This window comes from Saccharopolyspora mangrovi (genome assembly GCF_035320975.1).
GTDB lineage: Bacteria > Actinomycetota > Actinomycetes > Mycobacteriales > Pseudonocardiaceae > Saccharopolyspora > Saccharopolyspora mangrovi.
The window spans coordinates 1-15149 of the sequence record NZ_JAWLNX010000007.1; the positions used below are offsets into that span (position 1 = coordinate 1).

15 protein-coding genes are annotated in these 15149 nt (G+C 69.8%); 9 read left to right on the top strand and 6 right to left on the bottom strand.

Annotation, left to right across the window (positions count from 1 at the left end):
* Positions 1–356 precede the first annotated feature (356 nt).
* Positions 357–1649 (top strand): thymidine phosphorylase, encoded by a 1293-nt coding sequence (locus R4I43_RS11765; RefSeq protein WP_324265627.1) that lies wholly within the window; start codon positions 357–359, stop codon positions 1647–1649.
* A gap of 4 nt (positions 1650–1653) precedes the next feature.
* On the opposite strand, the gene R4I43_RS11770 is transcribed toward R4I43_RS11765, so the two are convergent.
* A complete protein-coding gene (locus R4I43_RS11770) occupies positions 1654–2895 on the bottom strand; it encodes a coiled-coil domain-containing protein (RefSeq protein WP_324265628.1) in 1242 nt (413 codons plus the stop codon).
* 345 nt (positions 2896–3240) lie between these two features.
* Here R4I43_RS11770 and R4I43_RS11775 point away from each other — a divergent pair, with 345 nt between their 5' ends.
* From R4I43_RS11775 to R4I43_RS11785, 3 genes are all read left to right on the top strand, one after another.
* On the top strand, positions 3241–4329 hold the full coding sequence (locus R4I43_RS11775; RefSeq protein ID WP_324265629.1) for an adenosine deaminase: 1089 nt from the start codon (positions 3241–3243) through the stop codon (positions 4327–4329).
* A 127-nt stretch (positions 4330–4456) separates the two neighbouring features.
* Positions 4457–5221, top strand: coding sequence for an IclR family transcriptional regulator (locus R4I43_RS11780; protein ID WP_324265630.1), 765 nt, complete (start codon positions 4457–4459; stop codon positions 5219–5221).
* Positions 5222–5343: 122 nt separating this feature from the next.
* The gene (locus R4I43_RS11785; RefSeq protein WP_324265631.1) at positions 5344–5886 is read left to right on the top strand and encodes an RNA polymerase sigma factor; all 543 of its coding nucleotides are present in this window, start codon (positions 5344–5346) and stop codon (positions 5884–5886) included.
* On the opposite strand, the gene R4I43_RS11790 is transcribed toward R4I43_RS11785, so the two are convergent.
* Positions 5887–7113 (bottom strand): primosomal protein, encoded by a 1227-nt coding sequence (locus R4I43_RS11790; protein ID WP_324265632.1) that lies wholly within the window; start codon positions 7111–7113, stop codon positions 5887–5889.
* Positions 7114–7371: 258 nt separating this feature from the next.
* Between R4I43_RS11790 and R4I43_RS11795 the strand changes: the two genes are divergently transcribed.
* From R4I43_RS11795 to R4I43_RS11805, 3 genes are all read left to right on the top strand, one after another.
* Positions 7372–7953: an SMI1/KNR4 family protein gene (locus R4I43_RS11795; protein WP_324265633.1), complete on the top strand. Its 582-nt coding sequence runs from the start codon at positions 7372–7374 to the stop codon at positions 7951–7953.
* Positions 7954–8036: 83 nt separating this feature from the next.
* Entirely contained in the window at positions 8037–8390 is a 354-nt protein-coding gene (locus R4I43_RS11800) for a PadR family transcriptional regulator (RefSeq protein WP_324265634.1), read from the top strand.
* A complete protein-coding gene (locus tag R4I43_RS11805; protein WP_324265635.1) occupies positions 8387–9007 on the top strand; it encodes an HAAS signaling domain-containing protein in 621 nt (206 codons plus the stop codon). The genes R4I43_RS11800 and R4I43_RS11805 overlap by 4 nt, the downstream gene beginning before the upstream one ends.
* A 15-nt stretch (positions 9008–9022) precedes the next feature.
* Here R4I43_RS11805 and R4I43_RS11810 read toward each other — a convergent pair whose 3' ends face one another.
* The 4 genes from R4I43_RS11810 to R4I43_RS11825 all read right to left on the bottom strand — a co-directional run bounded on the left by R4I43_RS11810 (position 9023) and on the right by R4I43_RS11825 (position 12760).
* Positions 9023–9895 carry an aldehyde dehydrogenase family protein gene (locus R4I43_RS11810; protein ID WP_324265636.1) on the bottom strand — a complete coding sequence of 291 codons (873 nt, stop codon included), beginning with the start codon at positions 9893–9895 and terminating at the stop codon, positions 9023–9025.
* Complete coding sequence (locus tag R4I43_RS11815) at positions 9888–11324, bottom strand: aldehyde dehydrogenase family protein (protein ID WP_324265637.1); 1437 nt, start codon at positions 11322–11324, stop codon at positions 9888–9890. Before R4I43_RS11815 ends, R4I43_RS11810 begins: the two co-directional genes overlap by 8 nt.
* Complete coding sequence (deoC, locus tag R4I43_RS11820; protein WP_324265638.1) at positions 11321–12271, bottom strand: deoxyribose-phosphate aldolase; 951 nt, start codon at positions 12269–12271, stop codon at positions 11321–11323. The genes R4I43_RS11815 and deoC overlap by 4 nt, the downstream gene beginning before the upstream one ends.
* A gap of 285 nt (positions 12272–12556) precedes the next feature.
* Entirely contained in the window at positions 12557–12760 is a 204-nt protein-coding gene (locus R4I43_RS11825) for a DUF397 domain-containing protein (RefSeq protein ID WP_324265639.1), read from the bottom strand.
* Between the two features lie 404 nt (positions 12761–13164).
* On the opposite strand from R4I43_RS11825, the gene upp reads away from it, so the two are divergent.
* A complete protein-coding gene (gene upp, locus R4I43_RS11830; protein ID WP_324265640.1) occupies positions 13165–13788 on the top strand; it encodes a uracil phosphoribosyltransferase in 624 nt (207 codons plus the stop codon).
* 114 nt (positions 13789–13902) lie between these two features.
* Positions 13903–15072 (top strand): glycosyltransferase, encoded by a 1170-nt coding sequence (locus R4I43_RS11835; protein WP_324265641.1) that lies wholly within the window; start codon positions 13903–13905, stop codon positions 15070–15072.
* The last annotated feature ends 77 nt before the right edge of the window (positions 15073–15149 follow it).

Consider the following 15149-nt stretch of genomic DNA (forward strand, 5'->3'; position numbering starts at 1 on the left):
GAGATACAGGGCGAGATCACGAGGAACATCGAGGATGGCACGATAGGTGATCACGTGGGGGCCTTACCTGGTGAAGATCATCTTTGGTCGGAGTTCTTCTACCAGGAGCCCCCACGTCCCACTCCATCAGGCAGGCCCTCTGCCACCTCCACAGATCACGCCACGGCGACACCCACCACGCCTTACTGAGATCACCTCATTGAAATCGCGTCACCCCCAGCGCGGCCAGGTGGGAGGGCCGAGACCAAGACCACCCGATCGAGGGGTATTCGGCCGAATGTGCATTTCTGCGGGTGGGTTGCGCCTCTGTAGTGGTGGGGGGGAGAAGCGAGCAGACGAGTGCTGGAGGTGGCGTCATGTTCTCCGCGGTGGACGTGATTCGGGCGAAGCGCGACGGGCATCGGCTCAGCGACGAGCAGATCGACTGGGTCATCGACGCCTACACCAGGGGCGCGGTGGCGGACGAGCAGATGTCGGCGCTGGCGATGGCCGTGCTGCTGCGAGGCATGACGCCGGAGGAGACCGCTCGCTGGATGGCGGCGATGGTCGCCTCCGGGGACACCCTCGCGCTCAGCGGCCTGTCCAGGCCGACGGTGGACAAGCACTCGACGGGCGGGGTGGGCGACAAGATCACCTTGCCGCTGACACCGCTCGTGGCCGCGTGCGGCGCGGCGGTCCCGCAGCTCTCCGGCCGGGGTTTGGGCCACACCGGCGGCACCCTGGACAAGCTCGAATCGATCCCGGGCTGGCGGGCGAGCCTGAGCGCCGAGGAGATCCGCGACCGGCTGCGCGACGTCGGCGCCGTGATCTGCGCGGCGACCGAGGGCCTGGCCCCGGCGGACCGCAAGCTCTACGCGCTGCGCGACGTCACCGGCACGGTCGAATCCGTGCCCCTGATCGCGAGCTCGATCATGAGCAAGAAGATCGCCGAGGGCGTCCAGTCGCTGGTCCTCGACGTCAAGTGCGGTTCGGGCGCCTTCATGAAAACCCCGGACCAGGCGCGTGAACTCGCCGCGGCGCTGGTGGACATCGGTGCGGCCAACGGGTTGCGGGTCAGCGCGCTGATCACCGACATGTCGGTGCCGCTGGGTCGCGCGGTCGGCAACGCCCTGGAGGTGGCCGAGAGCGTCGAGGTGCTGCGCGGCGGTGGGCCGCCGGACGTCGTGGAGCTGACCGTCGAGCTGGCCCGCGAGATGCTGCACCACGCAGGGGTGCCCGATGTGGACCCGGCCGAGGTGCTGGCCGACGGCCGGGCCCACGAGGTCTGGTGCCGGATGATCGCAGCCCAGGGCGGAGATCCCGAAGCCGAACTCCCGCAGGCGCAGCACGTCGACACCGTCACCGCGCCCGCCTCCGGCACGCTCACCCGCCTCGACGCCTACGCCGTCGGCCTGGCCGCCTGGCGGCTCGGCGCGGGGAGGGCGCGCAAGGAGGACGCCGTCGACCACGCCGCGGGCGTGCTCTGCCTCGCCAAACCGGGCGAGCAGGTCACCGAGGGCCAACCACTGCTGGAGCTGCGCACCGATCGGCCGGAGACCCTGCCCGCGGTGCGCGGAGAACTCGCCGCCGCATGCGAAATCAGCGGTGCCGACGCGAAGTCGACACCGCTGATCCTCGACAAGGTCACCGCGGACCGGTCATCCGGCTGAGGCCTCAGGCGCTCTCGGCCGTGAAGTCCTCGTCGCCGCCTTCCAGGGCCTTGTTGTTCTCGGAGCTTTCGCGCTTGGCGCTCTTCGAGCGGCCTCGGCGCTGCTGGCGGGGCAGCGTCGTGGGCGGCGGCGGGGTCGACTGGGCGTTGCCGCCGAGGATGAGCTCGGCGAAGGTGGCCATCGCCTCGTCCAGCTGACCGGCGTGCCGCTGCTCGCTCTCCTCGTTGGCCTCGCGGACCAGGGCGCCGAGCTTGTCGGCGTCGGGGCGCTGGGACAACGTGCCGGACAGCTGCGAGAGGTTCTGCGACAGCGTGCCGCCCAGTTCGCCGAGACCCGTCTTGACGCCTTCCTCGACGTTGGCCAGCCGGGCGCTGACGCCCTGCTCGACGTTGTCGATGCGGGTGTTGACGCCCTCCTCGACCTGGGTGAGGCGGCCGGAGACCTGGTCCAGCCGGTCGGTCAGCGCCTCGAGGCGCTGCGCCAGGTCGTTGAGCTTGTCGGTCGGGTCCACGGCCGGGCGCTCGGCGAGGTGGTCGAGCTTGGCGTCCAGCTGGTCGCGGGAGCCGGAAACGGCCTCCGCGAGCTCCTTCTGGGACGCGGCCAGTTCCTTCTGGGCCTCGCTGAGGCCCTTCTGGGTGTTGCCTGCGGAGTCGGTGACCGCGCGCTGCAGGGCTTCGCGGGTTCCGTCCAGGTGCTCGTGCACGCCTTCGTCGATCTCGGCGAACCGGCCGCGGAGGCTGGTCTCCAGCGAGTCGATGCGGTCGCGCACCGGGTCGTTGACCGACGCCGGGAGGGCTTCGAGGCGGCTGTCCTGCTTGTCCAGGTGCGCGCCGAGCTCGTCCATGCGCTTGTGGATGTGGCCGAGCTTGTCCTCCAGGCCGTCCATGCGGCCGGAGACGCCGTCCATCCGGCCCGCGACGCCGTCGAGGCGGCCGTCGAGCTGGGCGAAGGGCTTGGCGAGCTTGTCCACCACGGCTTCGACCGCGCCCTTGAGGTCCAGCAGCGCACCGTCGTGCGCTTCCAGCTTCGCCAGTGCCTCGTCGAGTCGTTCGGCGAGCACGCTGACCTCGGTGCGGTCGGGCAGCTCGGACAGGCGCTTGCGCACGGAGCCCAGGGACTCCAGCGGGGAGAGCCGGGCGTGGATTTCGTCGAGTGCGTCGAAAATCTGCTGCTGTTCGCTTTCGCGGATCTCAGCCGCACGCGTGAGCATGTTGCGCATGCGGTCGAACGACATGTTCTCGGTCACGGCTAGGGGCGTCCTTCGTCGAGGGGGGTGAGGACTAGAGAAGCCTAGCCACTCCATTCTCGCGCCCATAGCCGCCCCCCGTTACATTCCGCGACATTGATCCGCCAATTGGGTCTGATCGGCCCCGTTTCGATAGGCCGTTCGCATCAGTGATCGTGAACCGAATGCCCCGAGAAAGGTGTTTGCCTCCATACGGGTGAGTTTTTTCGCGGGCACCGCTGGGCCAATTGGTTGTGAACACCGATCGGAGCAGTGGTGGATGGCGGCTGAACAGTGCTGAAGCCGTTGGGTGATCGGGTGGTGGCACTCTGTGAGGCGCCGGAACGGGGCGGGTAACGTAGGCGCATGTCGACACCGGTGAACCTGGAAAACATCCGGCAGGCGCCGAAGGTGCTACTGCACGACCACCTCGACGGCGGGCTGCGTCCGCAGACCGTCCTCGACCTCGCCCGCGAGGGCGGGTATTCCGCGCTGCCCCACGACAACGCCGATGACCTCGCGCGTTGGTTCGTGACGGCGGCCGACTCGGGATCTCTGGAGCGCTACTTGGAGACCTTCGCGCACACCGTGGGGGTCATGCAGACCAGCGAGGCCCTGTTCCGCGTCGCGGCCGAGGCTGCCGAGGACCTGGCCGACGACGGCGTGGTCTACGCGGAGGTCCGCTACGCGCCCGAGCTGTTCCAGGAGCGCGGCCTGACCCTGGACGAGATCGTGCAGGCGGTGCAGGACGGTTTCCGCGAGGGTGAACGCCGCGCGGAGGCCGCCGGGAAACGAATCCGAATCGGCACGCTGCTGTGCGCGATGCGGCAGAACGCGCGATCCACCGAAATCGCCAACCTCGCCATTCGCTATCGGGATGCGCAGGTCGTCGGCTTCGACATCGCGGGCCCGGAAGCGGGATTCCCGCCCACCCGCAACCTCGACGCCTTCGAATACCTGCGGCAGCAGAACGCGCATTTCACCATTCACGCAGGTGAGGCTTTCGGATTGCCGTCGATTTGGGAGGCGATCCAGCACTGCGGCGCCGAACGGCTCGGGCACGGCGTGCGGATCGTCGACGACATCAAGGTCGACGACGACGGCACGGTCCACCTGGGCAGGCTGGCGTCCTACGTGCGGGACCGGCGGATCCCGCTGGAGATGTGCCCGTCGTCGAACCTGCAGACGGGTGCGGTGTCCGCGCTTGCCGACCACCCGATCGGGCTGCTGGCGAAGCTGCGCTTCCGCGTCACCGTCAACACCGACAACCGGTTGATGAGCCACTGCTCGATGTCCAGCGAGTTCGCCGCGCTGCACGAGACGTTCGGGTACGGCTGGGAGGAGTTCCAGTGGTTCACGGTGAACGCGATGAAGTCGTCGTTCATCGGGTTCGACGAGCGGCTGGAGATCATCAACGAGCGGATCAAGCCGAAATATTCGGAAATGCTGAACTGAACCGGGTGAGGCTGAGGCAGTAGGCTCCGTGGTCTCCGGCGGCGCGGCGAGGTGCCGCCAGCGGACCTCGGGCGCGGAGCCGCTGCGCAGTCCTGGAGGCGCAGGTGAGAAGGGCCTGGAGGCGCAGGTGAACAGGAGCGGCGAACCCACGTTGATCGCATCGGTCCAGCGGGCGCTTCGCCTGCTGGAGGTGGTCGGGCAGCACCCCGGCGGGATCACGGCGAAGTGCCTGGCCCGCAACACGGGTCTGGCGCTGCCGACGACGTACCACCTGTTGCGGACCCTCGTGCACGAGGGATATCTGGCCAAGCTCGACGACGGCGCGTTCATCGTCGGCGACCAGGTGGCCGGTCTGCACGACGCCGCGCAGGCGCAGCAGCTGCGCAGCCGCATCCGCGGTGTGATGACCGAACTCCGCGAAGACCTCAACGCGGCGATCTACCTGGCGCGCTACCACGAGGGCGAGGTCGTGGTCGACGCGATCGTCGACAGCCCGCGCACGCCCCGGGTGGACGCGTGGGTCGACTTCCGGGAGGCCGCGCACGCCACCGCCGTCGGCAAGTGCCTGCTGTCCGGGCTGAGCAAGGACGAGCGCACCGACCACTTCCGCCGCTACCCGCCGGAGGACCTCACCCCGCGCACCATCACCGGTCTGCGCGAGCTGGTGGAACGCCCGACGCCCGCGCTGGTCACCGACACCGAGGAGTACTCGCTGGGCACGGCGTGCTTGGCGGCCCCGGTCGAGGGCTCGGACTCGCCGGCCACGCTCGCCCTCTCGTTCCCGGCCCGCAAGCTCGCCGCGACCGGCGACTACGTCCGCCCGCTGCGCGCCGCCGCCGACGAGATCTCCCGCGTCCTGGCGGTGGCGGGCGAGTACCCGAACTGGAACTGAGCGGTTCCGGGATCACCATCTGAAAAGCCGTGCCTTGTACACCCCTCCGGCGCGGCGGGAGACTTTTCGACAGTCAGTCCAGTGAGGGGTATCCGATGCCAGCGGGCGAGGATCGGACATTGTTGCGCAACGTCCGAGCCGGGTCGATGGTCGCGTTCGCAGAGCTCTACGCCCGGCACCAGGCCGCAGCGCGCTGCTTGGCGATGCAGGTCGCGACTGTCCCGGCCGACGCCGACGACCTGGTTTCCGAGGCGTTCGCCAAGATCCTCGACGTGCTGCGGAGGGGCGGCGGTCCGGATCGGGCGTTCCGCGCCTACCTGCTCACCACGGTCCGCAACCTCGCCGCGGGGGCGAGCGCCAAGGCCCGCCGCACGGTCCTCTCGGCCGACCTGGACGACTTCTGCGAACCGCAGGAGCAGGTTCGGTTCCACGACCCCGGTGCCGAGGAGCTGGAGCTGGCCCGCGTCCGCGAGGCCTTCGCCCGGTTGCCCAAGCGGTGGCGCCAGGTCCTGTGGTCGGTGGAGGTGGAGGACCAGACGCCGTCGGACCTGAGCCGCCGCTACAACATCAGCCGCAACAGCGCGGCGGCCCTGGTCTACCGGGCGCGGAAGGGCCTTCGCCAGGCCTACGTCCAGCGCCTGCCGGCCTTGACCGAGGTCGCTTGATCAGTGGGTGCGGAAGCGGGTTTCCAGGTCCGCGACGAGCTTGCGCCAGGTCTCGACCTCGTCGTCGAACGGCGCGCTCGGCGGCATCCGGTTGGGGGTCGGCCGCAGGATGAACGACACCAGCCAGCCGAGCCGCTCCGAGGACTGCAGCGCCTTCTCCGCGCTGTCGTCGCCCGCCCAGGCCGCCGCGTCCAGCAGCAGTTCCTCGGCGAGGTCCAGCTGCGTGGGGTCCACTTCGGACGGACCTTCGAGCAGGTCGGTGTCCAGGCCGTTGAGCACGTAGGTGTTGTCCGACTCGACCTCGACCTCCAGCTCGCCGCCGGTGGCCGCGTCGCGCAGCTGCTGCCAGGTGGCGACCCGGGCCATGTCGGTGTCCTCCACGGCCTCGTCGTCGGCGAGGAACCGGGCGAGGGCGCGCGGTGAGCTGAACACGTCGATCTTGCCGCCGCTGCCGAGGAAGACCGGGTCGTCGCCGAGGTAGCAGCGCAGCGTGTAGTGCTCCGCGTCGCTGGTGATGATGTGGATCGGGTCGATGCCGATCTCGCCCCAGAAGCCGAGCTCGACCTCTTCGATCTCGTCCACATCGGAGGTCGTGGCGGCGGCGCTCTCGTCGTCGCTGTCGGCCTCCAGCGCCTCGGCCAGTTCGGCCTCGGCGGTGGCCACGACTTCCGCGGGCACCTCGGGGGTGCTCACGACGGAGTCGATGGCGTCGAGCACCTCGTCCCAGCGCTCCACGACGACCTGGCAGAGCTCGTTCCAGCGCTTCTGCCCGTCGCGGCCGTTGAACGCCAGCATGCCCTGGTTGAGCAGCGAGAAGCCGTCCGCGGCGTCGAGGACCTCGTTGACCGGGTCGAGTTCGCACACCTCGGCCAGCGACCGGGCGATCTCGACGATGTCGGCGAGCTCGGCGACGGTCCAGGTGTCCAGCGGCTCGGCCACCAGCTCCGGGACGCCGACCAGGTCGAACTGGTGGTCCTCGTCGGGGCTGAGCTCGACGGCCGACAGCGCGGGCACCACGTGCCACGCCGGGTGGTCGTCGAGGTCGTGTTCCCGTGCGGTGCGCACGAACGCGGCGAGCCGCGCGGGATCGGGGAACCCGTAGAGGTCATCCCCGTACCCGAGGAACGCTTCCCATTCCTCGCCATCTTCGCGCCAGTGCGGTGCCCACAGGGTGACGACGTCTCCCTGCGGCAGCCCGAGCTCGATGGGGACGATGTCCTGTGCCATCTCTCTACCCTCCGGTCACCAGAACCAGACCCCGCGGAAGCCTACGGGTTGGCCGTGGACGGCTTGTGCCCTGGTCCGGTGTCACCGTAGCTGGTTCGATCATTGCAACGGACGACGGAACAGTTCGTAACGATCACCTGTCGCTTCGCGGGCTTCGGGGCAACCGGGTCGGCTGTTCGGCGCAGTGCCTTCACCGCTCGTCGCCGAGGTCCCCTTTGGCGGTACCGCCCAGGTGTGCGACACGCGACCATGATCAGAATGGATGTCACGGAGCTGTGGAGTCAGATCGCGCACTGGCTCACAAGACATGCGCCGGTCACCGCAGCCGCCCTGCGTCCGCCCGTCCGGGAGCTGGATTTCGCCGAGCTGGAGGCCGAGTTCTCCGTCGAACTGCCGGACGAGTTGCGCGCGTTGTGGATCTGCTGCGGCGGCACCGAGGGCGACGTGCTGGCCGACGTCCTGCCGCCGTTCTACACACCGTACGGGGCGGATCGGGCGTTGTCCGCGTGGCGGGACCACCGCAAGAACTGGACGGCGCAGTGGGAGCGGCCGGCGTGCGACTACTACGCGGGTTCGCCGGGGTCGAGCTTCCACCCGTCGTGGATCCCGATCGCGGGTGACGGGTTCGCCGACGAGCTGGTGGTGGACCTGAGGCCGGGGCCGCTGCACGGGTGCGTGCTGGAGTGGGAGCAGGAGCACGCGCAGGTGCTGCGGCCGGAGTGGCAGGGCATCGCGGCGATGCTCGCCGATGTCCACCGAGCCCTGACCAACGGCGTCCCGGCCGGGCACAGCTATCCGACGGTGACCGAGGACGGCCGCCTGGACTGGCAAATCCGCTGATCACGTCCCCATCGGAAATCCGGTGGGGATCTTTTCCGACCTACTAGTTTGTCTCACACACTAGTCGGTGTTACATTCTAGTCATGGCGGAACGGACGACGACGGCCAGGCAGACGCAGTGGCTCCGGGGGGTTCTCGACCTCGCAGTGCTGGCGCTGCTGGCCGAAGGCGGGGAGGGCTACGGCTACACGCTGCTGCAGCGGCTGGCCGAGGCCGGACTGCCGGACATGAAGGCCGGAACGCTCTACCCGCTGCTCAACCGGCTGGCCGCCGACGGCCTGCTGGCGGCGGAGTGGCGCGCGGGTGAAGGCGGGCCGGGTCGGAAGTTCTTCACGCTGACCGACCAGGGGCGCGCCGCGCTGGCCGAGATGGGACCGAAGTGGGTCGAGTTCGCCCGGAACTCGATCGCCGTTGTCGAACGAGGGGTGCAGGCATGATGACGCTGGACAAGAAGTACCACGATGATCTGTACAAGGCGCTGCGGATGCACGAGATATCCGGCGAGCGCGCCGGCGAGGTGCTCGCCGAGGTCGAGGCGCACGTGATCGAAACCGGCGAAAATCCGGTGGAGGCGTTCGGCAAGCCGCGCGAGTACGCCCGGCAGGTCGCCGCGCAGCTCGACCCGGCCACCGGCAAGCCCTCGACCGCGAAGACGGTGGTCACCGGTGTGGTGATCGCGGCGCTGGCCATGTTCGGCCCGAACTTCATCGGCGATGGCCTGTACTACGGAGCGGAAGGTGTGCCGTTCACGGTGCGCGACGTCGTGGCCCAGCCGCTGCTGCTGATCTTCGTCGTGACCGGTGTCCTGCTGGCCTTCCGCGCCTACACGGCCTCCGCGCACAACAAGCTCTTCGCCGGTGGCGCGGTGGCTGCGGCGGTCGCGTTCCTCGCCTCGCAGATCCTCTGCAACAAGTACCTCGACGACGAGACCCCGGTGTTCTCGGCTCCGAGCTGGCTCATCCTGGCCCTCGGCGTCGTCTTCTTCGTCGGTGTCATGACGATGCTCGTCCAGGCCATCCGCCGAGGCCGACTCCGCTACCCCGAGAAGAAGTGACGTTCCGGCCGGAACTCAGGTCCCCACGGGGTGCCAGACGGTCTTGATCTCGGTGAAGGCGCGCAGCCGCTGCAGGTCGGGCTCGCCGGTCCAGTCGGGTTCGCGGCGGACCGGCAGCACCCGCTTGACGGTGTCGGCCGCCGAGCGCGCGAGTTCCCCGCGCAGCTCCGCCGGAGCCCCCGTCGGGTCCAGCGCGTTGACGTCGGCGTGGGAGGCCAGCCACGGGCCGAGCTCAGCGGCCCGGCCGGTCAGCACGTTGACCACCCCGCCGGGAACGTCGGAGGTGGCCAGCGCTTCGGCGAGCGTGATCGCGGGCAGCGGCCGGTCGCCGGAGGCGACGACCACGCAGGTGTTGCCGGCGGCGATCACCGGAGCGATCACGCTGACCAGCCCCAGCAGCGAGGACTCCTGCGGCGCCAGCACGCCCACGACTCCGGTCGGTTCGGGCGTGCTGAACGAGAAGTACGGGCCCGCCACCGGGTTCGACGCGCCGAGCACCATCGCGATCTTGTCGGTCCAGCCCGCGTACCAGACCAGGCGATCCACCGTCATGTCCACAGTGGACAGCGCTGCGTCCCGCGAAACGCCTTCGGCGGCGGAGACCTCGGCGGCGAACTGCTCGCGCCGCCCCTCCATCACCTCGGCGATGCGGAACAGCACCTGCCCCCGGTTGTAGGCGGTGGCACCGGACCAGCCGCCGAACGACTTGCGGGCCGCGGCGACCGCGTCGCGCACGTCCTTGCGGGAGGCGTGCGCGACGTTGGCCTGGAACTCCCCGTCCGCAGCGGTCACGGCGAACACCCGTCCCGATTCGGAGCGCGGGAACGCGCCACCGATGTAGAGCTTGCAGGTCTTGGCGACGGCCAGCCGGCCGGGAACGTCAGACATCGAGGTACGCCTCCAAACCAGCCCGGCCGCCCTCGCGGCCGAACCCGGACTCCTGGTAGCCGCCGAACGGCGCCGTCGGGTCGAACCGGTTGAACGTGTTCGCCCACACCACGCCCGCGCGCAGCTTCTGCGCCGCCCACAGGATCCGCGAGCCCTTCTCCGTCCAGATTCCCGCCGAGAGCCCGTAGGGCGTGTTGTTGGCCTTGGCGATCGCCTCGTCGGGCGTGCGGAAGGTCAGCACCGACAGGACGGGGCCGAAGATCTCCTCGCGCGCGATCCGCATCGACTGCTGCACGTCCGAGAACACCGTCGGAGCGAAGAAGAACCCGCGTTCGGGCAGCTCGCAAGGGCTGCTCCAGCGCTGCGCGCCCTCGGTCTCGCCGCTGGCGGACAGCTCGGTGATCCTGCCGAGCTGCTCGGCCGAGTTGATGGCGCCCACGTCGGTGTTCTTGTCCAGCGGGTCCCCGACGCGCAGCGAGCTCACCCGCGCGCGCAGCTTCTCCAGCAGTTCCCCGGCCACCGTCTCCTGCACCAGCAGGCGGGAACCCGCGCAGCACACGTGGCCCTGGTTGAAGAAGATGCCGTTGACGATGCCCTCGACGGTCTGGTCCAGGGGCGCGTCGTCGAAGACGACGTTCGCGGCCTTGCCGCCCAGCTCCAGCGTCAGCTTCTTGCCGGTGCCGGCCACGGTCCGCTGGATCTGCTTGCCGACCTCGGTCGATCCGGTGAAGGCGACCTTGTCCACGTCGGAGTGCGCCACGAGCGCGGCCCCGACGTCTCCGGCACCCGGCACGATGTTGACCACCCCGGGCGGCAGCCCGGCCTGGCGGCAGATGTCGGCGAACACCAGCGCGCTCAGCGGAGTCGTCTCGGCGGGCTTGAGCACCACGGTGTTCCCGCAGGCCAGCGCGGGTGCGATCTTCCAGGCCAGCATGAGCAGCGGGAAGTTCCACGGGATGACCTGCCCGGCCACGCCCAGCGGTTTCGGGTCGGGCCCGTACCCGGCGTAGCCGAGCTTGTCGGCCCAGCCGGCGTGGTGGAAGAAGTGCGCGGCGGCGGTGGGGATGTCGACGTCGCGGGATTCCTTGATCGGCTTGCCGTTGTCCAGGGTCTCCAGCACGGCCAGTTCGCGACCGCGTTCCTGGATGAGCCGCGCGATCCGGAACAGGTACTTCGCCCGCTCCTTGCCGGGCAGCTTCGACCAAACCCCGTCGTAGGCGCGGCGAGCTGCCGCCACGGCGCGGTCTACGTCACCGGTGTCGGCGGAGGCCACCTCGGCGAGGGTTTCCTCGGTGGCCGGGTTGATGGTCTTGATCGGCTGGCCGCCGCCGTCGACGAACTCGCCGTCGACGAACATCCGGTAGTTCGGCTTGAGGTCGGCGAGCTCGCGCGACTCCGGCGCGGGCGCGTACTCCCAAGGGCTGGTCATCCGTCCACCGCCACGTAATCGGGGCCGCTGTAGTGGCCTTCGAGCTGGGTTCGCCGCTGCATCAGCAGGTCGTTGAGCAGGCTGGACGCGCCGAACCGGAAGAGGTCGGGGGTGAGCCACTCGGGCCCGGCGACTTCGCGCACCGCCACCAGGTAGCGGATCGCGTCCTTGGTGTTGCGGATGCCGCCCGCTGGTTTGACGCCGCGCAGCTCACCGGTGGTGTCCCGCCAGTCCCGCACGGCCTGCAGCATCAGGTGGGTGACCGGCAGCGTCGCGGCGGGGGAGATCTTGCCGGTGGAGGTCTTGATGAAGTCGCCCCCGGCCAGCAGCGCCAGCCACGACGCCCGGCGCACGTTGTCGTAGGTCGCCAGCTCGCCGGTTTCGAGGATGACCTTCAGGTGCGCGTCGCCGCAGGCGGCCTTGACGGCCTTGATCTCGTCGAAGACCTGCCCGTAGCGCCCGGCCAAGAACGCGCCCCGGTCGATGACCATGTCGATCTCGTCGGCCCCGGCGGCCACGGCGTGCTCGACGTCGGCGAGCTTGACCGCCTGCGCGGCTCGCCCGGAGGGGAACGAAGTGGCCACCGAGGCCACGTGGATCCCCGATCCGTCGAGCTCGGCGACGGCGGTGGCGGCCAGGTCGGAGTACACGCACACGGCTGCGACCTGCGGAATCCCGTCCTGTCCGGGATCGGGCCGCAGCGCCTTGGCGCACAACGCCCGGACCTTGCCCTCGGTGTCGGCGCCTTCCAGGGTCGTCAGGTCGACCATCGCGATCGCGGTGTCGATGGCCTGCAGCTTCGAGTCCTTCTTGATGCTCCGGGTGCCCAACCCGGCCGCCCGCTGCTCCAGGCCCACCTGGTCCACGCCGGGAAGTCCGTGCAGGAACCGGCGCAGCGACCGGTCATCCCGCACGGCATCGTCAAGATCGAACGGCGTCCATGCCATACCCAGCAGTCTAGGTCGCCACCAGCGCCGCGCGTTCCCGGTGGAACGATCACGCCAAGCCGCTACGTCCACGCAGTCCCCCGAGAAACCCTCGACTAGCGGTTCTCCCAGAACGCCAGCGGATCCGCAGAACGAAGGCACCGGCCAGTTCGAACCAGACCCCGTCACCGGACCCCGGTACCAGGGGCGACCCGAATGCGGCAGCAATCAGAACCCTGATTACCGCGGTAATCGGGGTTCTGATTACTGCGGTAATCCGGGTGAGGTGACCGAGGCGCTACGGGTTCACGGGTGGTGGTGCTGGTGGCGGAGGCCGGAGAGGAAGTCGTTCCACCGCACGCGGCTGAAGGCGAGGGTGCTGCTCTCGCGGTCCTTGGTGTCGCGCACCCCGACGACTTCGTCGGTGACCGCGACCTCGACGCAGTAGGCGTTGTTCGCGCTGCGGCTCGACTTTCGCCACGTGGCGTCGGCTAAGCGAACAGAATTCATGCATAGAACTGTAGTTGGTGCTTCAACTGCGCGGCATGGACGTCGGGGCCTCCCCCTGCTGTCTCACAGCTGCTTCGCCCATGACGGCTGCCATCTGAAGTGGTTCGTCGCCGGAAATCCGGTTCTGCCCCGACCCGAGGTTTCCGAGCTCTCGCGCTCAGGACTCCCACGGGTTGACGGCGACGTTCCGGGTGGCCACGGTCGGCCCGTGCACAGCAGCTGTTGCGGCGATGAGCGCGTCGCGCTCGGGACGCGGATCCGGGACGTGCAGGAGTGCCGCTCGGCGCGCTACGGGAACGGCAATCGCCGCTGCTCCGGGCGAGTCGGGCCGGACCTGCGATCGGGGACACGTTTGCGCACGTCGGTGGCGCTGGGGTGGTGACCGACCGTTACTGTTGTCGGTCATGGACGTTCGGGTCGTGGACCACCCCCTGGCGAAGTCGCGGTTGTCGACGATGCGCGACGCGCGCACCAACAGCGCCGCGTTCCGGGCCGCGCTGCAGGAGCTCACGCTCATGCTCATCTACGAGGCGACGCGGGACGCCGAGCTGGCCGAGGAGCCGATCCACACGCCGGTCGCCAAGACCACCGGCTACCGGATCGCCAACCCGCCGCTGCTGGTGCCGGTGCTGCGGGCCGGGCTGGGCATGGCCGACCAGGCGCACCGGCTGATCCCGGAGGCGCAGATGGGCTTCGTCGGGCTCGCCCGCGACGAGGAGACCCTGCTGCCCACCCCGTACCTGGAGTCGCTGCCGGCCGACCTGACCGACCGTCCCGTCCTGGTGCTCGACCCGATGCTGGCCACCGGCGGGTCGATGGTGCACACGATCGAGCTGCTGGTCGGGCGCGGCGCCACCGACGTCACCGCCATCTGCACGCTCGCCGCGCCCGAAGGCGTCCGGCGCCTCGAAGAGGCCGGACTGCCGGTGCGCGTGGTGACCACGAGCATCGACGAGCGCCTCAACGAATCGGGCTACATCGTGCCCGGCCTCGGCGACGCGGGAGACCGCGAGTACGGCGCCGTCTGACCCGGGGAACTCCCGTTTGGAAACCGGGGCGGGGTACGGGCGCAACGCGAAGTTAAATACCAATTCGGGCGTTTGATCAGGGCTCGCGTGGCCCCTTCGTGGCACGCTGAGTTGGTGGTTTCACCGCGAAGACACACCAGCCGCTGGTCGTGGGTGCTCGGTGCGGTCACCGCCGGGGTGCTGATCCGCAGCGCGCGCACGATCCGCCAGACGCGCGCGATCGCAGCGTTGCGCGAACCCCGGTCCGGTGCGGTCGCCCCGCCGAAGGTCACCGTGGTCGTCCCCGCCCGTGACGAAGCCGCCGTCCTCGCCGACTGCCTGGACTCGATCGTGTCGCAAACCCACGGCGCCGAGCACGAACGACTGCTGCGGGTGATCGTCGTGGACGACGGCTCCACCGACGGGACCGGCGAGATCGCCCGCGAGTTCGCCCGCCGCGACCCTCGCGTCGTGCCGATCCGGGTGGACTCGCCGCCGCCCGGTTGGGGAGGCAAGGTGCACGCGATGCACGTCGGCGTGGAAGCCGCCGGTCCGCCGGAAGCCGGGGAGTGGTTGCTGTTCCTCGACGCCGACACCGTCGCGGCTCCCGACCTGCTCAGCCGCCTGCTGGCCACCGCGGACGCCATCGAGGCCGACCTCGTGTCCACCCCGGGTGGCCCGCCGCCGCAGCACTCCGCCACCTGGCCGCTGCTGATGCCGCCCGGCCTGCAGCTCATCGGCGAGAACGCCTCGCCCGACGGCCGGGGGCGCAAGGCGTTCGCCATCGGGCACTGCATCCTGGTGCGCCGCTCGCACTACGAGAAGGTCGGGGGCTGGGCGGCGTTCGCCGCGATTCGCAACGAGGACGTCGCGATCGCCACCGCCGTGCGCGACCACGGCGGCACCACCCGCACCGTCGACGGCCTCGACCACCTGCGCACCAGCGGCATGGACCCCTTCAAGCGGGGCTGGGCGTCGTTCCGGAAGAGCTTCGTGGCGGGCACCAAGGGCTCGGCGCCGCTGCTGGCCGCGATCGGCCTCGGCCAGATCGCGATGTCGGTCGCTGCGCCGCTGTCGGTGCTGGTGGGACGCGAGCGCAGGCCCGCGCTGACCGCGCTCGGGCTCATCGGCTGCGCCGCGCAGAGCGCCGCCCACGCCGGGACAGCGAAGTACATGCGCGCGCACCCCGAGCTCGCGCCGCTGGCCCCGATCAGCGGGACCGCGTTCGGCGTGCTCCTGCTCGACGGCGCCGTCCGAGCCCACAGAGGCCGGGAGCAGTGGAAGGGCCGCCGCTCGAGGTTCTAACCATGTATCGGGGTCATCTTGCTTGGCGGTGCGGGTAGGAGAACCTGAGCGGCTCCGTGGACTCCGCGCGCCACTCC